Genomic DNA, 21,905 nt, shown 5'->3' with positions numbered 1-21,905 from the left:
ATAAAATTGAAGTGCAGAAAAAATACTTATCAGTTTATGGGTGGGTATGATGATATTAAAGTGGTTAGCCTAAAGCTATGACCTTCAGGAAGTTTGATTCATTTCTTTGGAACCTATCTTTACAAAGCATGTTATTTAACTGATAGGCTTGAAAGTGCACTCGCTTCAAATCCTTTTCTGGTTTCCTTCGATGATTCCGCATTCACAATAACTCTGATGTTTGATGATATGTATTTTTGAATAAAGTAGTCGATCTCGGCATCACTGCCTTAATCGGGATCCGACCGAAACAAGATCCAGCTTCAGATGTATCTGGCAATACGGCTGTATATGCGTTAAACAGATAAAAACCTGACTTCCATCTGGAAGCAGGTTTTCTCGCCCGAATTTGATTAATGTGATCTGGCCAACTCCGGATTGCGGTGCATCGCGTAATAGAGGACCAGGCCAGCGATAAGGAGCAAGGTACTGGTCGTGATGAAAACAGCGGAGAATCCATAGAAACCAGCTACCATACCGCCCATTGCAGGTCCGATGATATTGCCTAAAAAGCGCAGGCTCGTATTGTACCCAAGTACTTCCCCCTGCATTGCGACCGGCGCTTCTTGGCGAATGTAGGCAATCCTTACAGGGATGATGCCGCCTATTGCCATGCCCAGTATGAAACGTACAAAAACAAGCTGCCAAAAATGATTGATGAAGGCACCAGGCAAGTAGACAGTGGCAGTAAGAAAAAGAAGCAGCACAAGAATCTTCACATGTCCATGCCGATCACCTATCTTGCCCCAGTGACGCGCCATCAATAAATTCCCTAGGCCTGCCGCAGAAAAGGCGATACCTGAATAAAATCCAAGATTGGAAGTTCCATGCAGCTCGCCAACGTATAAAGAAAGAATGGGCTGGATGCTGAAGTGGGCTACTTGAACAAGGGTCGAAATGAGCATGACATTCACTAGGATCGGATTCCGCATGATATGCGAGAGAACCTCCTTGCTTGTATAGCTCGACTTTGTTCCCTTTTGCCGTTCCATTTGATACTCCTTGGTTGCAAAAACAAGTAGTCCAGAGATGAAAATGGTGATAGAGGTGAATTTAAAGGCGGTTGAATAGCCGAGTGTGTCTGCAAGAATGCCGCCAAGCAATGGTCCGAAAAGTGAACCAGTTATATTTCCCGTTTGCAGTGTTCCCAGTACGCGTCCGGCAATCTCTTTCGGAGTTTGCGTTGATATGAAGGCCTGTGACATGGAAATGAAGCCAGTGAATATTCCCGTGAACATCCTTAAGACGAAAAGCTGCCAAACATTTTCAACGAATCCCATCAAGAAAATGGACAGTCCCATCCCAAAGGCACAGGCAATCAAGATTTTCTTTCTGCCATACCGGTCGCCAATCCGTCCCCAAATAGGAGAAAATAAAAAGGCAGTCACAAAGGTGATACCAAATGTCCATCCGGACCAATGCTGGATATATTGGGTCGAATAATCCCCGAATGTACCAATGTATAAAGATATGAATGGAAGAACCATTGTCATGCTTCCGCCTATGAAGAAGTTGGCGAACCACATGATGAAAAGATTCCGTTTAGCTATTTTATGAGCATTCATTTTACATGCAACACTTCTTTCCTTCGAAAAAATTTCGGGTTCCTAAATAATAGTATACAGAAATTAACTAATTTATTAAATGAATTTGATTTTTGCTTATAAAAACTGGTTTTTTAATGAATGTGCAAATGGTATAATTTGAAAATATTGATTTTTCCGAAAAATTAGATAAAATGAAAGACGTTCATTTTCAAATTAAAGGAGTTTTTTACATGTTGACTTTTTTAGGATTTAGCATGATTTTAACGTTTTTGGTATTAGTCATCACAAAGCGTCTATCCGTAGTCGTCGCTTTTATCCTCACGGCGATTGCTTTTGGTGTGATTGGCGGTTTTGCATCTGAAATGGGAGATATGATGGTGGCAGGTATTTTAAAGGTAACACCAACAGCAGTCATGATCGTTTTTGCTATTTTATATTTTGGATTAATGATTGACGTTGGTTTATTCGAGCCCATGATCGCTAAAATACTGAGTTTTGTAAAAGGCGACCCGCTAAAGGTTGTCATGGCAACTGCCATAATAACCATGTTGGTAGGTTTGGATGGGGATGGTTCTTCTACATTCATGATCACCGTTTCCGCCATGCTGCCGCTTTATATGAAATTAGGAATGAATAGACTCGTATTGGCCTGTGTCGTTGGTTTAGGCGCGGGGGTCATGAATATGATTCCTTGGGGAGGACCTTTGGTGAGAGCGGCCGCGAGCCTTCAAGTTCAAGTATCGGAGTTATTCATTCCTCTCATTCCAGTCATGATTTGCGGGCTTTTATGGACACTTTTTTCGGCATATGTACTTGGCAAAAAGGAAAGAGAGAGATTAGGAGTCAGGTCGATGGGAAGGACCATGCCACCTGGTATGAGTGAACAGGCTGCAGCCGCTGAAACCACACCTGAAGGAACATCCAAGTTATTTTGGTTTAATTGGCTCTTGACGATTTTACTGATGGTATTGCTGGTGATGGAATTGCTGCCAATCCAAATCCTATTTGCCTCCGCTTTTGCTATTGCGTTATTGGTTAACTTTCCGAACCCACAAGAACAGCAGGAAAGGATTTTAAGTCATGCCAATAGTTTCGTAATGATCTGTACACTCATTTTTGCTGCAGGGATATTTACGGGTGTATTCACAGAAACGAAGATGATGGACTCGATGGCCGCTTCAATTGTAACCGTCATTCCGGATTGGCTTGGGGCACATTTGCCACTGGTCGTAGCGCTTTCGAGCATTCCGATGGGGTTCATTTTTTCACCTGATGCCTATTACTTTGGCATTCTGCCGATTATCAGTGAAACGGCATCGAACTTCGGTATTGCCCCTGTTGAAATCGGAAGGGCGGCTTTATTAGGTCATTCAACCACAGGATTCCCATTATCGCCATTGGTGCCTGCCACATTCATATTGATTGGTCTTGTAGGGGTGGATTTTGGGGATCACCAAAAATTCCTGTTTAAATGGGCGTTTGGGACAACCATCATCATGACGATTGCAGCCATTGCTTTCGGTGTCATCACTTTGTAATATGTGAGCCCATTAAGCTATAATATAAGATCCTTGTCTGTGAATTTAGTAAGAGGTTCTGCTCGCTGGTATAATCTATTTTCCTATTTATCCCGCTTTCTGTTTATTTTTCCATAATAGTGGTAAATAATAAGAGGAATATACATATAAGAGAGTGAGGGGATTTATCATGAACTATAAGCAAAAATTTGTGCTGCCTATGTGTGCTGCCTTTTTACTGTATGGATGTAATTCAGCGGATGATTCAAATCAGGGCGACAAAAATGCCGAAGATATGAATACAGTGGGACAAGGAACAGATACAGAGATGGATCCGCAGGTGAAAGCAGAAGTTAAAGATATAAAAGGTAAAACCCTTGGTACTGTAAACTTTTCCGCGGAAGAGAATGCTGTGGTGATCGAGACCACTTTGGAAGGCCTTGAGCCAGGCTATCATGGATTCCATATTCACGAAAACGCAACATGTGACGCACGTGCTAAGGAAGGCCCTTTCACTACAGCGGGAGGACACTTCAATCCAACTGATGAAACGCACTCGAATCATGCAGGGGACATGCCCCCTCTCTATGTAAAAGAAGATGGGACAGCAAAATATACGGCAACATTGGATAACATGACAATAGACCAACTGAAGAAAGAAGAGTTGGCTGTCATCGTTCATGCAAATCCTGACAACTTTGCCAATATTCCTGATCGTTATGAAGCCAGTGGAGAAAAAGGATCTGATGGAGATACATTGAAAACTGGTGATGCGGGCGATAGACAAGCTTGCGGAATTGTTGTGAGTGCAGAGGCAAACTGAAATTATTGATGCAGGAGCGATTCCTTTTAAGAGGAATCGCTTTTTTCATCAAGGGACAATCATGAAAAAGCTTTAGAAGTTAGCGGATTGATTCTTTCTTTTGCTTATAAAGAAGGTTTTTTCTATTTTGATATAGAAGTAAGAATGTAAGTAATTTTCCGGTTTGGGCAGTTTTGAAAGTTAACAAGTTTAATCTTCGGAAAATTGGATATAGGCTATAAAAAAACCCGAATAGGGATCATGTCCACTGATTCGGGTTTGCTTAATCATTTTGCCGTGAAGGTTTCTTCGATTTGCTGTAATCTCTCAGATACTTCTTCTTCAGAAAGGTTATGCTCGACTACATAGCGGTTACGTGGATGCACTCGGCATTCGTGAGTGCAGCTGCGCATATGTTTGTGTTCGTTCTCTTCACTGCATAGGATTTTCTTGTTGCATTCAGGGTTAGCGCAATTGACATAGCGTTCACAAGGCTCGCCGGAGTAAATGTCGCGTCCGACAATGACGTGTTCCTTTTGGTTGATGGGTACGGCAATTCTTTCATCGAATACATACATTTGTCCATCCCAAAGGTCACCTTGGACTTCGGGATCCTTCCCGTATGTTGCGATGCCGCCATGAAGCTGGCTAACATCCTCAAAGCCTTCTTCGACAAGCCAGCCTGAGAATTTCTCACAGCGGATACCGCCTGTGCAATACGTAAGGATTTTTTTGCCTTCGAACATTTGTTTATTTTCACGGACCCAATCCGGAAGTTCGCGGAAATTTGTGATTTCCGGCTTGATTGCACCCCTGAAATGTCCTAAATCAAATTCATAGTCATTTCTGGCATCAAGGACGATAGTATTTTCATCTTGCATTTGCTCGAAGAACTCCTTCGGGCTCAAGTATTGGCCTGTCGTCCGGTTCGGGTTGATGTCATCTTCCAGACGAAGCGTGACAAGTTCATTTTTCGGACGAACATGCATTTTTTTGAAAGCATGTCCATCAGCTTCATCTATTTTAAACACGATATCGGCAAAGCGGGAATCGCTTTTCATCATGTCCATATATTGGTTGGTTTGCTCGATCGTACCTGAAACAGTTCCGTTGATACCTTCTGAGGCGACCAGAATACGACCTTTCAATTCAAGTGCTTTACATGCCGCAAGATGCTCGGCTGCAAATTCTTCGTGATTCTCGATAGGTACATACAAATAATAAAGTAATACTCTATATGGTTTTGTTTCCATTTTTTAATTACCACCTATGTTTTATATTTGCAAGATATAAAGGGTGATCATTTAGACACTTATCTCTTACAGATAATCATTATATCAAGAAAACGTAAAAATGATAAGGGCATGAGTAAAAATCAAAAGGGAGTTGTGTGGAATGTTCAAAGATTTACTGAGATATCCAATCATTCAAGCACCGATGGCAGGAGGAGCCTCCACTCCACGGCTTGCGGCTTCAGTATCCAATGCGGGAGGATTGGGATTTCTTGCCGCTGGCTATAAGAGTGCAGAACAGATGAAAGACGAGATAGGGCAGACTCGTAACTTGACCCAGCGCCCATTTGGCGTGAATGTATTTGTTCCAGGTAACGAAGTGGTGGATGAAACTTTATTATTTGCCTATCGTGAAAAAATTGAAAAGGAGGCCAAGAATGTAGGGGCTGAGATTGGAAAAGCCGATAGTGATGATGATGATTGGGAAAATAAACTAACTGCATTAAAAGAGGCTCGGGTCGATGTCGTCAGCTTTACGTTTGGTTGTCCTGCGGAAGATGTAATAAGGGAGCTCCAAAGCGTCGGTTCCCTTATTGTCGTGACAGTAACCAACCTTCAGGAAGCAAAAAGGGCGGCGGGTGCAGGTGCGGATGTTCTATGTGTACAGGGGATTGAGGCAGGAGGGCATCGAGCCAGCTTCGAAAACGGCACGGAAGACGATTACGGTCTTTTAGTATTAATACGGATGATTGAAAATGAACTGAAGTTACCAATCATTGCAGCGGGTGGACTGATGCATGGAAAGGATATCGCTGCTGTGCTTGCAGCGGGAGCGACAGCCGCACAATTGGGAACAGCTTTCCTTCGCTGTCCCGAAAGCGGGGCAAGTCCCGTCCATAAGGCAGCTCTCGGAAATCCCCGTTTTACCCAGACCTCAGTTACCCGCGCCTTCAGCGGCCGGAGGGCACGCGGGTTGGTGAATCACTTTTTAAGGGAATATGATAGCATTGCACCCGTCGCATATCCTTATGTCCATCACATGACACAGCAAATGCGAAAAGCGGCGGGACAAAAAAACAATCCTGAATTGATGGCTTTGTGGGCAGGGCAAGGGTATAAGTTGAGCAGGGAACTTCCGGCAGCAGAATTGATGGAACTTCTTTTAGAAGAACTAAAATGAGAAGGGTTTGTATGGGGATGAAGATAAGGGGATTATTGGTGGATGAGTCACCGCCGATGCATTTGTTGCTTTTGGCTGATCCTTCAAGGAAATTGGTAAAAGCATACTTGGGAAGTGGGACGTGCTTTGTTGCCGAGATGGATAAGCGAATCATCGGAGTTTATGTTTTGCTGCAAAAAGGTCCTGAATTGATAGAGATAATGAACATCGCAGTGGATGAACGGCATCATGGAAGAGGAATCGGAAAGCAATTGATTGAACACGCCATAAGCCATGCAAGGGAACAAGGTTATAAAACGATTGAAATCGGCACGGGAAATTCGGGGATAGGGCAGCTTGCCCTTTACCAAAAATGCGGTTTTAGAATAACTGGGGTCGATCGCGATTTTTTTAATAGAAACTATTCCGAGGCCATTTATGAAAATGGGATTCAGTGTCAGGATATGATTCGATTGTCACAAAGTTTAGACTAAGCAATGATCATCCAAGTTTGACGAAAAAGCTTTACAGACAAAAATGCGAGTCGCATTGCTTAGAGGGAATGAACTTGTTCGTTGGAGATATGATTTATCTTCTTTTTACTTTACTAATGCTGTTTTTATTTGCGACTGTCGTTTGCATTTTCATTCGATCAACGAAAAGGCAAAAGGATTCATTAACTAAAATTGAATCGGGTCATAAAGATTCACCTGAAAAATAACAGCAAGAGAAAAAGAGTGTCCCAAAAATAAGCGGCACTTTTTTTCTCCTTCTTCACCTTGCCAAAAAAGCTTCCAAGTTCCTTTTCACACAGGACCATTCGTGCTCGAGAATGCTGTAGACCACCGTATTCCTTATCCTTCCACATTGCAGTTTTTTCTCCATCCGTAAAATGCCTTCTTCAAGGGCACCGAGCCTGGCTATTGCTGCACGCGACCTTTTGTTCAATTCGTCCGTCCTGAATTCAACCCGTGTCATGTGCCACTTTTCAAAAGCATGCTGCAATAGCAGGTACTTACATTCTGTGTTAATGGCTGTCCGCCATTTATCGGGATGATACCAAGTCGAACCGATTTCCAGGGACTGATTATGAAATTGAATATTTCTGAAGCTAGTGCTGCCAACTATCGTATCATTAGTTTGATCGATAACGACAAATGGATGATGAAGTTCCTGCTCCCTTGCTCGGATGCCTTCCTTTACATAGGAAATCGCCTCTTCATATGACAAGATCTTTGTTGCGCTCCATTTCCATATTTCAGGTGGCAGGGAAGCAGCGTAAAGCCGTTCGATATGATGCTCCATCATTGGGGTTAGTATCACGTGTTTCCCGAGTAATTCGATATGTTCCATAATCTCCTCCTCTTGATTGATATTTTCATTATAAAAATATCCTGGTCCTATAATAAGGACCAAGGCTGATATAATTTATGGAACCAGTTTTTAGGAGGACCAAATGTTTGAAATCACTCTAACCTTAGATAAGACGAATAAAGAAGCTTTATATGTCCAATTGTATAAATACTTTAAAACGGAAATCGAGAATGGGCAAATAAAGGCAGGAATGAAACTGCCTTCTAAAAGAAAACTAGCCATGCATTTAGGAATAGGCCTTAATACAGTAGATACTGCTTATCAGCAGTTGATGGCAGAAGGGTATGTGGAAAGTCAATTAAGGAAAGGTTTTTACGTAGCTGATTTAGAACCGATCTCACCTTTGAATGAACCGTTGCATGTTACCGAAGAGAAGATGGGCCCTAAGGATGAAAGGAATATGATCGATTACAATCATGGCCGGGTGGACATGGATTCTTTCCCGCATGCTGTGTGGAAAAAATGCTTAAACAATACTTTGTATCTACAGGAAAGAAAAATGTTCATGAGTGGTGATCCCCAAGGGGAATGGGGGCTCCGGGCTGAGATCTCTTCCTATCTATTTCAATCGAGAGGAGTTCGCTGTGGCGCTGATCAAATCATCATTGGGGCAGGTACACAGTATTTCATCCATCTTCTGCTGTTGCTTCTTGGAAATGAGCGGATTTTTGGGTTGGAAGACCCTGGATTTCATCGGGTTAGGGAGGTACTGAGGTTGGAGGGAGCCAATATGGCTTTCATTCCATTAGATGAAGGTGGAATTAGTGTGGACTCTTTGAAAGAGAGTGCAGCGAATGTTGCCTATGTCACTCCTTCCCATCAATTTCCTTCCGGCATGATCATGCCGATAACTAGAAGGGTGGAATTATTGAATTGGGCAGTAGAAAAAGAGGGTTATATTATTGAAGATGATTATGACGGCGAATTCCGTCATGCAGGTAAACCGATTCCATCCTTGCAGGGGTTGGACACAAATGGAAAGGTCATCTATCTTGGCACGTTTTCAAAGTCGCTAATCCCGTCAATCAGGGTGGGCTATATGGTTTTACCCAAGGAGTTGGCTTTCGACTATCAGCAGAAGTTAATAGGATACAAACAGACCGTTTCCAGAATTATTCAGGAAACGCTCTGTCTTTTTATGATAAATGGACATTGGGAACGCCACCTGAATAAAATGCGTACGATTTATCGTAAAAAGAATAAGGTGTTGCTGAATGCAATTGAAGAGAATTTCCATGATCATGTAGCCGTAATCGGTGAAAAGTCAGGATTACACGTTCTTTTAAAAGTAAAAAACGGCATAAGTGAGTCAGAGCTCATTCAAAAAGCTGCCAGTGTTGGGGTTACAGTCCATCCAACTTCGGTTTATCACTCAAAAAACGTAAAAGGGCCGACTATTTTGATTGGGTACGGTGGTTTAACCGAAAGGGAAATCGAAGAAGGAATCCGACTTTTAAAAAAGGTATGGCTATAGCTTGATTCGTACAGGAAAATGGAAAGGCCGTGATTCTCTCAACAATAATATAAGACACCCATTCAGTTTCTTATATTATTGAGGATTTTAAGGACCGTCTGGAAAAACAAGTCCTGTTCTTCTTCAGTAATGCCATCCAGGGCTTTTCCTTCAATTTTCTCTGCAATTTTAAGGCATTTTGTATGTACCTCTTTGCCCCGGGGAGTCAGCTCGATCCGTTTTTCCTGTTCATCTTTACCAGGGACCTGTTTAATCATATTATTCTGTTCCATGCTGTTGACCGAACGTGTGATAATAACATTATCTACATCCAAGTAATTACAGATATCTGGGATTGTGGAATATCCACAGTTTTTTAAATAATTCAGGATTGTCCACTGATTATGATAAATTTCAAGGGCTGTAATTTGTTCATTCATTTTGCTGACTAATGATCTGGATACTTGTAAATATTGATGAAATAATTGAGTAGGGTTCGTCATAGGATTCTCCTTTATAATGGTCGACCAGTCCATTATATTCTTTAATTCTTAAAAGTCTATTGTAATGAATCATTTATTTCAGTCAATGTTTATTTTTGGAAACACTTCAGGAATGGGAAAGATAATGGCTGAATGAATAGAATTAATCGAGAACCCAGACTCGCAAAATCCTCACAATGGGGGAAGGATATACAAGCTGATAAGAGGAAGCTTAATAATGGATGGCGCATATTTTTTTCCATGTAAATGAATTTTTTTGCCCGTAACCTGATGGAAAACAGACTGATTTCCCATGAAAAGCAGATATGATAAAAAAAGCAATGGTGAAAAAGGGGATGGAAAATACCATCATTCAAAAGGTGCCCATATCGGTAACTGTATTTCTTCAAGAAAAGGGCTGCCAAATAGCACACTTTGAAGCTGAATGCAAAGATATCCCGCAAACAAAAAACCAGCCTCTTTAGTGGCTGGTTTTTGCTTTAAAACCTGTCGCTGGTGGAGCGGTGTTTTTTTTCCTTTTTATTTCTTTCTTCTTGTCGTTCATATTTAATTTCATCAATTGGTAAATCTTCAATGGGCATGACTACTTGATCACGTTCCAGCTGTTTTTCCTGATTTTTTTTGAATGCCTTGGATTTATCATTGCGTTCTTCAAGATACTTTTCTTTATCTTTATTATCCAATGTCAATCCCTCCATCTCTTTGTAACTCTTTTTCCCTTTATTGAGAAAATAAAACGTATAAGCGAAATATATGTGACCCAGTTTCATAAATATAAGGAGAACAAGAAAGTGCAAGGAGGGTTTGTTCAGTGAATGTCGCTGTCTTTTTCCGCTGGTTTTGGAGGGGTATTTTCCTTTTAGGCATATTAATCGTCATTCCCTATTCATGGGCTTTGATTTTAGCATTACTCACAGCCATTCTATTGGATGGATTGGTCCGCATGATTGGTGAAACGGCAAAACTGCATCGGCTTTGGGCAGTATTGATTTCATTTGTTTTATATGTAGGCGGGCTTATGAGCATCACTTATTTTTCCTTTTCGGTTTTAATCAAGAAGATCATTGTCTATTCTGAAGAATTTCCTGGATTCATACGTGAAATGTATTTGACGGCGATATTGCCAGTCATAAGGCAGTGGGAACGATATTCCCAAACATTGCCGCCAAATCTCATTCTGTCAATAGAACAAACGATGGAAAAGGGGGTCAAGGCTCTAGAGGGGTTCACAGAGGGCTTTGTTCAGGATATGGTGCAATTCGTTACGCTTATTCCGGGATTTTTCATTGATTTTTTAATTTATTTAATCGCTTTATTCTTAATTAGTCTTGAATTGCCAAAGTTAAGAAAAAAGGCATTCCTTTATTTGAAGATATCCACCTATCAAAAGATATCGCTAGTTTATCAAAATTTAAGTATAGCAGCAGTTGGCTTCATCAAGGCACAAATCCTATTGAGTTTAATTACGTTCATCATGGCTTATGGAGGACTATGGTTGTTAAATGTGAAGTATATGATTCCATTGGCACTGTTAATAGTTGTTGTGGACATTCTTCCTATCTTGGGGACGGGGTCTGTACTGGTTCCTTGGGCAATAATTGTTTGGGCGCAAGGAAACCATCATCTAGGGATTGGCCTCGTTATCCTGTTCCTGGTCATTACCATTATAAGAAGGACCATCGAACCAAAAATTTATTCAGCAAATATGGGATTGAGCCCATTGGCATCGTTGGTCAGTCTTTATTTAGGGTTTAAAATGCTTGGTTTCATTGGGCTTTTCCTTGGACCTTCGATATTGATCGTTTATGATACGTTTAAAAAAACTGGTGTCATTAAATCCAATTTCAAAATATGAAAGATTATTAGAGGTTTTTTGCCTGGTTTCTTAAATTTGACATATCTTTTATCGCTTTTCCTTGACCCTTGCAATGATTGCAGTCCCGGGAAAAGAATTGTAGAAAACGGGTTTTCCCTTTCCCTTTGCAGTGTTGGCAAATGGTTATGAGTTTCATAATTCCTCACTCCTTCAAAAAGTATCGCTTTTCTAACAGTATGAAACAATAAAGGTAGAACTATACTTAATTATTATCATTCAATCTAAATGCAGCAGGTTTTATATAATATGTATTTATTTTATTTCATGTACCGGTTGAAAAAAAATAACCCCCTTTCCTAATGTCAATTAGGAAAGGGGGTTATTATCATGAAACGATTTCAGTTTGTGATATCATCGGAAATTCTTTTACTTCGCTTACGACTTTAGCTGGTTTATATATTTCAATATAACAGATATGGTGATCTTTCATTTCTTTTATCTTAAAGTTATAGGGACCATAAGTCAGGATATCACCTTGTTTGGCTTCGTAATTCTCGGTAAGGATCCATCCGCCCATCGTATCAATATCCTCATCGTTGATATCCAATCCAAGTAAATCATTCACTTCACTGATTAATACCTTGGCATCGATGATATAGTGATCTTCTTTTAATTTGCGGACATCCGGCACTTCATCCAGGTCGAACTCATCGCGGATATCGCCGACGATTTCCTCAAGGATATCTTCAACGGTCACCAAACCTGATGTACCGCCGTATTCATCCATGAGGATAGCCATGTGAATGCGTTCCTTTTGCATTTTTAAAAGTAAATCATGAATAGGGATGCTGTCAATGACACGTATGATCGGACGAACATATCGGTTGATCACTGATGCGGCCTGGTTGTTCTTGTCGATCATTTCTGTGAATAGCTCTTTGATATTGACCATTCCGATAACATGATCTTTATCCCCATCGATGACAGGATATCGTGTAAAGTTCTCTTCCGCCATAACGGTGAAAAACTGTTGGATCGTATCATCTTTGGATACCGTTGCTATTTCTGTACGTGGAACCATGATTTCTTTTGCAATCCGATCATCGAATTCAAAAATTTTATTCACATATTTAAACTCTGATTGGTTAATTTCGCCACTTTTGTAGCTTTCAGAAACAATGATACGTAGCTCTTCTTCTGTATGAGCCAAATCATGTTCGGAAACTGCTTTTAATCCTAGCATTTTTGTAAGCGTCCTTGCAGAGCCGTTCAGTACCCAGATGAAAGGATACATGACCTTGTTAAAACCAATTAAAGGTTTGGAAACCAATAATGTTACTTGCTCCGCTTTTTGAATCGCCAATGTTTTCGGTGCCAATTCCCCTACAACCACATGTATGAAGGTAATGGAAAAAAAGGCAATTGCAACTGAGAGTGCATGTGAAGCGGAATCTGGAAGATTCAATTGATTTAAGAGCGGGTGCAAAATGGTTTCAACTGTCGGTTCTCCAAGCACCCCAAGCCCTAAAGCGGTAACTGTAATCCCGAGCTGGCATGTTGAGAGGTATTCATCCAGGTTGGATATTACCTTCTTTGCTGAAAGTGCATTCGGCTTTCCTTCTTCAATTAATTGATCGACCCTCGTGCTTCTCACTTTAACAATCGCAAACTCCGTAGCTACAAAAAATGCTGTTAAAGCAATTAAAATGGCAATAAGAACCAAGTTTATTATGTCCAAATAGTCTCCCTTAACTCGCCTACGAGACGAATAAGGAGTCCACCTCCTACATTTTTAAAATATACAAGTATATTTTTTTTGCCTTGCTGAATATTTTCGGGAATCATTCAAACTAGCTATGGTATATGGATGTGCAGCTGCTTGAACTCCCATTTTTTTAAGTGATGAAGAGAATAAAAGTATATGCCGATAAGCGATGCGTAGACGGGAAATAGAAGAATTTCTGTATGAAGGAGTGCAGCCATTTTTCAAGAATATGCACATATCCGTTACGCAAAGCAGCGTCCGTCCGTCAAAACGAACATTCTTTAATGCCCCATCAAATCACCTCAATTTAATTAATTTAAATACTTTCATTATAGAAAGAGTTAATGATTCAGTCAAATAGCTTACGGCTCCTTAAATCCGGTAAATTGCTTGTAAAGGATCAATTTGAGCTAATATTTAGCGATATTTGACTGTTTTCTTTACTTTATTGCATTCTATTATAGAATATTCAGAAAACCGAGGACCTGCTTCATAAAAAATTGGTCAGTTTCATTATTTTTTGGACGGTATAAACATATTCTATAGAAACTGGACAGGTTTTAATGCAGATTAATGGGGGTGGCGGCCATGAAAATCATGGAAAGGATGGCAGCGATCATTGCCGGCAGCATGCTAGTGGGTGTGGGTATCAATTTTTTTCTGATACCTTTTCATTTATTGGATGGGGGCATGATAGGTATTGGCCTGATTTTTCATTACTATTTTGGACTGCCAACAGGCCTTGGTGTGATTTTGAGCAGCATTCCATTATATATATATGCTTGGTTCTTTGAAAAAAAACTATTTCTGAACAGCTTGCATGGCTTGCTTTTTTCCTCTTTATGCATCGATATTTTTTCCGATGCCGTCACCGGATGGGATCTCCCCATATATGTAAGTGCGATAATTGGGGGAGGGTTGATTGGCCTTGGAATAGGCTTGATGCTTCGGTATGGGACCTCTACAGGCGGAACGGATATGTTGGCACAGATCCTTTCCAGGAAGAGTGGGCTCAATGTCGGTTTGCTGATTTTTATCATTGATGGATGCGTACTGCTTTGCGGATTAAGCGTTGTAGGGACTTCCATTTTTTTATATTCATTTTTAACAATCATCGCGGTAGCCATGCTGACTTCAGTTACCGTGATGAGAACTGGTTGATGTGGATGATGTATAAAAATCCGAAAAAAGGAAAGGATGGGGAATATGGAAAGAGTAGATTTCTAGTCAAATAAATTGTAAGGGGAAGTTATTATGAAAAAATTCTATATGTGTTCTGCGTTGTTATTCATGCTGGCTGGGTGCCAAGAGTCTGAAATGCCAGAGGATAAAGAAGTGAACAGCGCTGTTCCAGAATCGATGGATGCATCGATCGTCATTAAAGGGAAATTGGAGCCTGGAAAAGAAGTCATTCTTGAAACGACAGTAAAACAAGGAAGCCAATTGGTGAATGAAGCTGATGAGGTAATGTTTGAAGTGAGAAAGTCCGGACAGGATAAACGGACAATGCTGGAATCGAAGAGTACTGGAAGTGGCAAGTATCAAGTGATGCATACATTTGATGAACAAGGCAAATATATTGTGGTTTCCCATGTAACTGCCAAAGGCCTTCATGTGATGCCGGCAAAAGAAGTGGTCGTTCCAGAACATGAAAGTGAAGGTGCATCAGCTCATCCGAGTACGGATGTATCAATCGAGTTTCAAAGTAACCCTGTAAAGGCAGGAAACAGTTCGAACTTTGAAGCAAACGTAGAATTGGATGGGAAGCCACTGACAAATGCAGATGTGAATTTCGAGGTGTGGAAGGAAGGCAGTGAGGAGAGTCATTTCACCAAAGCAGAAGAAGATGGAAATGGTACATATCAAAATAAGGTATCATTTGAAGAATCGGGAACATATAAGGTGCAGGTACATGTAGAAAAAGATGAAGTGCATGAACATCAACTGCAAACCATTCAAGTAAATTGACTCCGTGTAAAATGTTTTTTTGGAAGGAATGTTTTAAATAGGTTTTATCCTTTCGTTAAATGGGAAGTTAATGGATAACGATACAGCTGAAAGGGAGGGTAAGCATGAATAATCAAATGATCAACAAGTATAAAAATCTCGGGATTCATATTGAAAAAACGAAATCACGCCAGGAGATTTTCACTAATGTTTCACAAAATGATTCATCCTTACTCACCACGGCTGCTTTTTCTCAACTTTCCCAAAAACGGGAGCTAAAAGAATATTGATGCAATGAGACCGGAGCACATATCAGCTGGTCTTTTTTTGTGCATTCCTAAAAGTGATATAAAGTGAAGCAGGATATGAAAAATCGAATAGAACCTTATAAGCTGAAATAGGATAGAAGGACAAACAATTTGAAATCAGCGGTAAGGGGAGTCCGATTGCATGATATCACAGCTTATTATGACTATATTGAATTGGTTTGCAGAAATGGGGTATATTGGGATTTTATTGGGGCTTATGGTTGAAATCATCCCGAGTGAGCTTGTTCTCGGATACGGTGGTTATTTGGTTGGCCTGGGGAAAATGACTTTTTGGGGAGCTGTCCTTGCAGGTGTGGTAGGTGGGACGATGGCACAATTATTTCTCTATTGGGCTGGTTATTATGGCGGACGGCCCTTTCTCTTAAAGTATGGAAAATATATTTTAATTAAAGAAAATCATATCGTAATGGCTGAAGAGTGGTTTCAACGTTATGGGGTAGGCGTGATTTTTACGGCTCGATTCATTCCTGTGGTTCGCCATGCCATTTCCATCCCTGCGGGAATTGCAAGGATGTCTGTATGGAAGTTTATATTTTATACGGTTGCCGCTGTCATCCCTTGGACCATTTTGTTTCTATCCTTAGGACGGATCCTAGGCGAAAATTGGCAGCAAATCAGGGAAATAACTGCACCTTATATAATTCCGGGAGCTGGTTTTTCCGTTGTCCTTATTATGCTTTATATCATATGGAAAAAAAATACTACGCCTCCAATCGTAACGGTCAAAAAAATGGGACGGTTATCCGATAAGTGAACACAAAAAGCCACGTAAAATGACTTTATACGTGGCTTTTCTTAATAATTATCCTTGGGGAAGGTCCTCTTCCAAAGGAAGCTGTACGACCTTTTTTGTTACCTCGATGGAACGAATGGCGTGGTCTTCCATTTCAATCACTTTAAAGCAGAATCCGTCTTTTTCCATGATGTCCCCTACATTCACATCATAATTTTCAGTAAGGACCCATCCTCCTATAGTATCGACATCATCTTCATCTAAGTGAATGCCAAGTAAATCATTCACTTCCTTTACAAGAAGTTTAGAGTCTAATATATAGTGTCCATCCTTAATTTTCCTGATTGATGCAACTTCATCGATATCGAATTCATCACGAATTTCCCCAACGATTTCCTCTAGGATGTCTTCAACTGTGACAAGGCCCGAAGTTCCGCCGTATTCATCCATCAAAATAGCCATATGAATGCGTTCTTTTTGCATTTTCAACAGCAAATCGTGGATGGGTATATTCTCCATGACTCGAATGATCGGACGAGCGTAATTTTCAATCGCTTTGATGTGGATTTCACGATTCTTTATAAGATCCGAGAAGACTTCCTTTAAGTTCACTAAGCCGATGACATGGTCTTTATCACCTTCGACAACAGGATATCGAGTGTATTTCTCCAATTTGGCCACATCGACGAATTCCTGTACCGTTTCATCTTTTGATATGGTCATGATTTCTGTCCTAGGAACCATGATTTCCTTAGCAACACGGTCATCGAATTCAAAAATGTTGCTGACATATTTAAATTCCGATTGGTTAATCTCTCCGCTTTTATAGCTATCAGATAGGATGAAACGCAATTCTTCTTCCGTATGTGCTATTTCACTTTCGGATGCAGGCTTGAAGCCAAATAATCCGACAACGAAACGAGAAGAATGATTCAATATCCAGATGAAGGGAAAGGCAATCTTATGGAAAAAAATCAGAGGGCTGGCAATAGCCAAGGCTACTTGCTCGGCCTTTTGGATGGCAACGGTCTTTGGAGCCAATTCACCTACAACCACATTCAGGAACGTTATCAGGGAAAACGAAATGACAAATGTCAGAATGTTTGTGACTTCTTGTGGGATGTTCAAGGCATTGAATAAAGGCCCAACCAATTTGAGGATGGTCGGTTGTCCTAGCCACCCCAATCCTAGAGCGGTAACGGTGATTCCAAGCTGTGTGGCGGATAGGTATTCATCCAGATCGGATGTAACCTTCTTGGCCGCAATGGCTTTTTTGTTTCCCTCTTCAATCAATTGATCGATCCTAGAGCTGCGAACCCTTATGATCGAAAATTCCGAAGCTACAAAAAAGGCAGTTAAAGCGATTAAAATAATGACTAATAAAAAACTTAATATGTCCAATTAGTGTGGGACTTAATTGAATCGCCTGATGTACCGAACGACTTAATTATCCCAGTCACCTCCCAAAACCAATAATGAATGAACTGATGGTAGTGTATTAAATGTTAGAAGAAAAATAAGTATCGTTTATCTTGTATGAAATTATGATGGTTTTTATTTTCAAACTATTGGTCATTCACCTCGATTAGTAGTGGAACCTAACTATTAGTATAAGTAACTGGACGCCAATCAGTCAAAAATTTCAAACTGAAAACCCAAGGAAATAAGGATATTTATCCATTATTTAGTTTTCAATTGTATGGAAAAGGTCGTCAGGAAATCGGTAGAGTGGCAGGATAAGGTTCCTTGATGTTTTAAAACGATTTCTTTACAGACGAATAGTCCCAATCCCGTTCCCCTTTTTTTTGTGGTGATGAATGGTTCAAAAATATTCGGCAGGACTTCGTCCGGTATCTTTGGCCCATTGTTGGAAATGTTTAAAGTAAGAATGCCGGGTGGTGATTCAGAGCCTGATATATAAATGGACGGGGATGGCATTCCGGCGACCACATCAAGAGCATTTAAAATGATATTAAGTAAAACTTGGCGAAACTCTTCTTTAGAACCGGAAATGACGGCATCATCGGCAATATTACATGTTATCGAAGCATTTACTTCCAAAATGCTGGGATATAAAAATTCGATTACCTCATTCACTAGCTGAGCAATCGAAAATAGATCAGTTTGTGCTTCTGAAGTTTCTTTTTTGGAAATATTAAGAAATTGAGTGATCCGGTAATTGAGCTGATCCAATTCCTTTGAAATGATATCAAGATATTTTATCTTTGGTTGCTCTGCCTGTAACAATTGTATGAATCCCATTATGGAAGTCAGTGGATTTCGGAATTCATGGACGAAGCTTGAGGTCATTTGGCCAAGGAGCGTCAAACGGTCTTTATGGTTTGGGCTAATGAATTGATAGCGTTCTTTAAGTTCCATCGTTTTCAATTCGGTATAACAGGATAATGCAAAATGAATTAGTTTATCGAAGTAAACGTTTATTTGCTTAATTAAATCGGATACTTCTTCTTTCGTTGCCTCGGAATTCAAAACGTGCTCAACGATGGTGGATCTGCCGATGGTTGCAGTGGAAAAGAAATTTTCCATATCCAATTGTTTATTGACTCGATCACACGCAATTTTTTCACCTACGACCTTCAGTACATCGTCTATGTCAGTATCCGATTTCCCAAGCTGATCCATTAGCAGATTGAAAATATGTTCCACTTCTCCTTTAAAATACCCCATATATCCGTCCGATAAATGGAGCAACTGATCTTTCCATTTGGAAATGATGCTGTTTTTTTGAGAAGATAAAAAGTGAATGGTCATTTCTCGATTAGATACCATTTTGCCCTCCATACTGTAGGAAAATGAATTTTACTTTCGACCCAGAAATTAATTTATTTGAATAAAATACAAAATATTAAAATAATTATTTTGCTTTTATGATAACAGATTAATGTTTTTTACACATGTGTCAATTGGATAAATATTCGGCAATTAATCGATAAATACCTTTTTTTGACACAGTTTTATTAAAGGAATTGCAGGATTTAATAATAAAAAAAGGTATCCGCAAAGTTAATGACGGTTACCTTTTTTATTAAATGCATATGGTTCAATGTGAACGATCACATGCTGGATGTTATATTCCTTCAAAAGATTCTCTTCGATTTTAACCGTAATATCGTGACCTTGGATGACGGTCAAAAGAGGGTTAACATGTACGGTAGTTTCGAGCAGGATTTCACTTCCGTGCATACGGGCTTTAATTTCACTCATGTCCTTAACGCCTTCTGTCAGTATAATGGTTTGTCCGATCTTTTGCAGGAGCTGCTCGTCGAAACCATCGGTTAAAGAGATGGATGCATCACGGAAGATATCCCAGGCCGTTTTACAGATGATGATCCCTACTACAGCAGCAGCTATCGCATCCAGCCAAGGGATTCCCATCTTAGTACCGATGATTCCTATAAAAGCACCAACACTGACAAGGGCATCGGAACGATTATCCTGTGCAACGGCGTAGATGGAAGAGCTGTTGATCTTTTTACTTAACGCTAAGTTATAACGGTAGATTCCGTACATGAAGATTGCAGAGAAAAGAGCGACATAACCGGTCAGCATATTTGGAACGGTTGTTGAATCTTGCTGGAAGAAGGATTCTATAGCACTGTAAACAACCTGGATGCCCACGGTAATCATGATGAAGGCAGCTACCAGCGAGGCTATGGTTTCTGCCCGTAAATGACCATATGAATGATTATCATCAGGAGGTCTCTTCGAAATTTTCAAACCAATCAATACGGCTATGGAAGCGATGATGTCGGTCGTATTATTTAAACCATCTGCCCAAAGCCCTTTAGAATCACCGAAATAACCGAATGACAATTTAAGAGCAGACAAGAATATGTAAGCGGCAATGCTTATGTAGGCGCCTTTTTCAGCTGAAATCGAATGTTTATCCATGTCTAATCCCTCCCCGGTGTAAATTAAAAGATATCAAAACAAACCTTAGTGAGTCTATAGAAAAGTTGTTGCATTTAGCCATCTAACCTGGTTAATTGCAGATGTATTGAAGTTGGTTAAAAGAAAGGGTACCTCCATAAATATGGGAGTGGTAAGTTTTTATGATATGACATTTTCTTTAAGTTGTCTTTTATAGAAACTAGTAGTATATTCTAACCGAGGATCGAAAATTAAATACTTCCACAAGGGGAGCCAAAAGGCTGAGAGTGAACGGTTGAGTTCAGACCCTATGAACCTGATAGTTAACACTAGCGTAGGGATGTGGTTTTGGATACAAGCAATACTGGGCATCCATTACCGCCCCGGTGTTGCTTTTTTGTTTGTGCAAAATCTGGCAGGGAGGGAACTCATGGACACTTTTCATTTTTGGAGAAGGGAGAGACATGATGAAAAATAAAACGTTATTCATGACAGAGGTTGCCATTTTTGCTTCACTGGCTTTATTACTGGATTTGGTTTCTGGATTCATTTTTTCAAGAATCTGGCCGCAAGGAGGCTCGATTTCAATAGCCATGGTACCGATTTTTCTGATGGCATATCGGTGGGGCATCAAAGGTGGTATGTTAACCGGATTGTTACTTGGGCTTTTGCAGATCGTCAGTGGTACAGCATGGATCAGCACGCCGATTCAAGGCTTCATTGATTATTATCTTGCCTTTACGGTTGTCGGGATATCCGGTGTATTCATGAATAAGTTTGTAAATAGCTATAAAAAGGAAAAGCGTTCCAAAGCGAAGTGGTATGGGATTGGCGGCATGTTTTTGGGCAGTTTTCTGAGGTTTCTGTGTCATTTCATATCCGGAATCGTGTTTTTTGGCTCTGCAGCTCCAAAAGGACAGCCAGTAGTGATTTATTCATTCATTTATAATGGGACTTATATGCTGATCAGTTTTATTTTATCGGCCCTTGTGGTGATGATGTTATATTCGGCTGCTTCAAGTGTATTACTGAAAAAAGCCTATTAACAAAAAAAGCCGGATTCTATAAAGAATTCGGCTTTTTTCGGAGATTAAGCAAATTGAGTCTTACAGGGCGAAACGGCTCAATCCTCATTTTGCAATGAATACCGAACAGGGTGCGTTTTTCGCAATGGAGCTGCTTGTACTGCCAAGAAAGAATTTTTCCAAACCGCTTTTAGCGCTATTGCCTACAACGATGAGGTCGGCAGCAGTTCTTGCCGCATATTCACATACGCTATCTGGCGCATGTCCTTCCAATATCTCGAATTTCCCCTTGACTTGACATTCACTTAGCAATCTCAACGTATTACTTTCTGCGTTCTGAACACTACTCTCAACGGCGGAAGGGGTGTTATTGACCATTTGAATTTCTGGTTGTTCGACTTCAACGACGGGATGTGTCTGGACGGGATCCACATAAAATCCAGCAGCCGGTACAAACCCCGGCGCCGAGGCGTTTCCCATGATACGCTGCTCAACCTTATCAAATAGGACATGAACTACGGTCAGCTCGGCCTCAGGAAAGGCCTTTTTCAATGTTGCTCCATATTCCACGGCACGTTTACTTTCTTCATTTCCATCAAAAGCGACGACAATATGTTTTAAATTTTTTTTCATGCCATCTCCCCCCTTTTATAAGTCTTTAAAGTGTTATACCCACTTTTTAAGGGGTTCACGCCATTAATCGGTATATAGATTGCAAATTACGGGTAAAGGATAGATACGGTCATTATTAAAAATGGTAGGATGAAAATCCT

The 21,905-nt window shown here is 40.4% G+C and carries 21 protein-coding genes and 1 riboswitch; of the genes, 11 read left to right on the top strand and 10 right to left on the bottom strand.

Going from position 1 to position 21,905, the window contains the following annotated elements; all coding sequences use genetic code 11:
• Positions 1-392: 392 nt before the first annotated feature.
• Positions 393-1,604: an MFS transporter gene (locus SB775_RS14420; RefSeq protein ID WP_089363747.1), complete on the bottom strand. Its 1,212-nt coding sequence runs from the start codon at positions 1,602-1,604 to the stop codon at positions 393-395.
• Between the two features lie 212 nt (positions 1,605-1,816).
• Here SB775_RS14420 and SB775_RS14415 point away from each other — a divergent pair, with 212 nt between their 5' ends.
• Together SB775_RS14415 and SB775_RS14410 are read left to right on the top strand one after the other, a co-directional pair.
• Positions 1,817-3,124 (top strand): CitMHS family transporter, encoded by a 1,308-nt coding sequence (locus tag SB775_RS14415; RefSeq protein WP_410861989.1) that lies wholly within the window; start codon positions 1,817-1,819, stop codon positions 3,122-3,124.
• Positions 3,125-3,293: 169 nt separating this feature from the next.
• Positions 3,294-3,926, top strand: a complete 633-nt coding sequence (locus SB775_RS14410) for a superoxide dismutase family protein (RefSeq protein WP_061461939.1) — start codon at positions 3,294-3,296, stop codon at positions 3,924-3,926.
• Between the two features lie 266 nt (positions 3,927-4,192).
• Here the strand turns inward: SB775_RS14410 and trhO are convergent, their stop codons facing one another.
• Positions 4,193-5,158, bottom strand: a complete 966-nt coding sequence (trhO, locus tag SB775_RS14405; protein ID WP_061461940.1) for an oxygen-dependent tRNA uridine(34) hydroxylase TrhO — start codon at positions 5,156-5,158, stop codon at positions 4,193-4,195.
• A gap of 142 nt (positions 5,159-5,300) precedes the next feature.
• Here trhO and SB775_RS14400 point away from each other — a divergent pair, with 142 nt between their 5' ends.
• The gene (locus SB775_RS14400) at positions 5,301-6,317 is read left to right on the top strand and encodes a nitronate monooxygenase (RefSeq protein ID WP_410861988.1); all 1,017 of its coding nucleotides are present in this window, start codon (positions 5,301-5,303) and stop codon (positions 6,315-6,317) included.
• Between the two features lie 17 nt (positions 6,318-6,334).
• Positions 6,335-6,790, top strand: coding sequence for a GNAT family N-acetyltransferase (locus tag SB775_RS14395; protein ID WP_089363786.1), 456 nt, complete (start codon positions 6,335-6,337; stop codon positions 6,788-6,790).
• A gap of 280 nt (positions 6,791-7,070) precedes the next feature.
• Here the strand turns inward: SB775_RS14395 and SB775_RS14390 are convergent, their stop codons facing one another.
• A complete protein-coding gene (locus SB775_RS14390) occupies positions 7,071-7,649 on the bottom strand; it encodes a GNAT family N-acetyltransferase (RefSeq protein WP_410861987.1) in 579 nt (192 codons plus the stop codon).
• Between the two features lie 103 nt (positions 7,650-7,752).
• Here SB775_RS14390 and pdxR point away from each other — a divergent pair, with 103 nt between their 5' ends.
• The gene (pdxR, locus tag SB775_RS14385; protein WP_410861986.1) at positions 7,753-9,144 is read left to right on the top strand and encodes a MocR-like pyridoxine biosynthesis transcription factor PdxR; all 1,392 of its coding nucleotides are present in this window, start codon (positions 7,753-7,755) and stop codon (positions 9,142-9,144) included.
• A gap of 62 nt (positions 9,145-9,206) precedes the next feature.
• On the opposite strand, the gene SB775_RS14380 is transcribed toward pdxR, so the two are convergent.
• Together SB775_RS14380 and SB775_RS14375 are read right to left on the bottom strand one after the other, a co-directional pair.
• Positions 9,207-9,626 (bottom strand): MarR family winged helix-turn-helix transcriptional regulator, encoded by a 420-nt coding sequence (locus SB775_RS14380; protein ID WP_061461943.1) that lies wholly within the window; start codon positions 9,624-9,626, stop codon positions 9,207-9,209.
• Positions 9,627-10,105: 479 nt separating this feature from the next.
• Positions 10,106-10,309, bottom strand: coding sequence for a hypothetical protein (locus SB775_RS14375; protein WP_410861985.1), 204 nt, complete (start codon positions 10,307-10,309; stop codon positions 10,106-10,108).
• Positions 10,310-10,437: 128 nt separating this feature from the next.
• On the opposite strand from SB775_RS14375, the gene ytvI reads away from it, so the two are divergent.
• Positions 10,438-11,481, top strand: a complete 1,044-nt coding sequence (gene ytvI, locus SB775_RS14370; protein WP_410861984.1) for a sporulation integral membrane protein YtvI — start codon at positions 10,438-10,440, stop codon at positions 11,479-11,481.
• 346 nt (positions 11,482-11,827) lie between these two features.
• Here ytvI and SB775_RS14365 read toward each other — a convergent pair whose 3' ends face one another.
• Complete coding sequence (locus SB775_RS14365; protein ID WP_317777213.1) at positions 11,828-13,180, bottom strand: hemolysin family protein; 1,353 nt, start codon at positions 13,178-13,180, stop codon at positions 11,828-11,830.
• Between the two features lie 615 nt (positions 13,181-13,795).
• On the opposite strand from SB775_RS14365, the gene SB775_RS14360 reads away from it, so the two are divergent.
• The 4 genes from SB775_RS14360 to uptA all read left to right on the top strand — a co-directional run bounded on the left by SB775_RS14360 (position 13,796) and on the right by uptA (position 16,237).
• The gene (locus SB775_RS14360; protein ID WP_410861983.1) at positions 13,796-14,368 is read left to right on the top strand and encodes a YitT family protein; all 573 of its coding nucleotides are present in this window, start codon (positions 13,796-13,798) and stop codon (positions 14,366-14,368) included.
• Between the two features lie 93 nt (positions 14,369-14,461).
• A complete protein-coding gene (locus SB775_RS14355; protein WP_061461946.1) occupies positions 14,462-15,175 on the top strand; it encodes a FixH family protein in 714 nt (237 codons plus the stop codon).
• Between the two features lie 104 nt (positions 15,176-15,279).
• On the top strand, positions 15,280-15,444 hold the full coding sequence (locus tag SB775_RS14350; protein ID WP_176431976.1) for an Lmo0850 family protein: 165 nt from the start codon (positions 15,280-15,282) through the stop codon (positions 15,442-15,444).
• A gap of 160 nt (positions 15,445-15,604) precedes the next feature.
• Positions 15,605-16,237 (top strand): undecaprenyl phosphate transporter UptA, encoded by a 633-nt coding sequence (gene uptA / locus SB775_RS14345; RefSeq protein ID WP_410861982.1) that lies wholly within the window; start codon positions 15,605-15,607, stop codon positions 16,235-16,237.
• A 48-nt stretch (positions 16,238-16,285) separates the two neighbouring features.
• On the opposite strand, the gene SB775_RS14340 is transcribed toward uptA, so the two are convergent.
• From SB775_RS14340 to SB775_RS14330, 3 genes are all read right to left on the bottom strand, one after another.
• Entirely contained in the window at positions 16,286-17,617 is a 1,332-nt protein-coding gene (locus SB775_RS14340) for a hemolysin family protein (RefSeq protein WP_410861981.1), read from the bottom strand.
• A gap of 279 nt (positions 17,618-17,896) precedes the next feature.
• Positions 17,897-19,006: a histidine kinase N-terminal domain-containing protein gene (locus SB775_RS14335; protein ID WP_410861980.1), complete on the bottom strand. Its 1,110-nt coding sequence runs from the start codon at positions 19,004-19,006 to the stop codon at positions 17,897-17,899.
• A 234-nt stretch (positions 19,007-19,240) separates the two neighbouring features.
• Complete coding sequence (locus SB775_RS14330) at positions 19,241-20,128, bottom strand: cation diffusion facilitator family transporter (protein WP_125161088.1); 888 nt, start codon at positions 20,126-20,128, stop codon at positions 19,241-19,243.
• Between the two features lie 235 nt (positions 20,129-20,363).
• Positions 20,364-20,465: riboswitch (TPP riboswitch) on the top strand.
• Between the two features lie 106 nt (positions 20,466-20,571).
• Here SB775_RS14330 and thiT point away from each other — a divergent pair.
• Positions 20,572-21,153 carry an energy-coupled thiamine transporter ThiT gene (thiT, locus tag SB775_RS14325; RefSeq protein WP_410861979.1) on the top strand — a complete coding sequence of 194 codons (582 nt, stop codon included), beginning with the start codon at positions 20,572-20,574 and terminating at the stop codon, positions 21,151-21,153.
• A gap of 84 nt (positions 21,154-21,237) precedes the next feature.
• Here the strand turns inward: thiT and SB775_RS14320 are convergent, their stop codons facing one another.
• Positions 21,238-21,765, bottom strand: coding sequence for a universal stress protein (locus SB775_RS14320; RefSeq protein WP_410861978.1), 528 nt, complete (start codon positions 21,763-21,765; stop codon positions 21,238-21,240).
• Positions 21,766-21,905 lie beyond the last annotated feature (140 nt).

It is taken from the genome of Peribacillus sp. SIMBA_075 (assembly GCF_046534585.1).
This window is presented reverse-complemented; position numbering and strand designations above follow the sequence as displayed.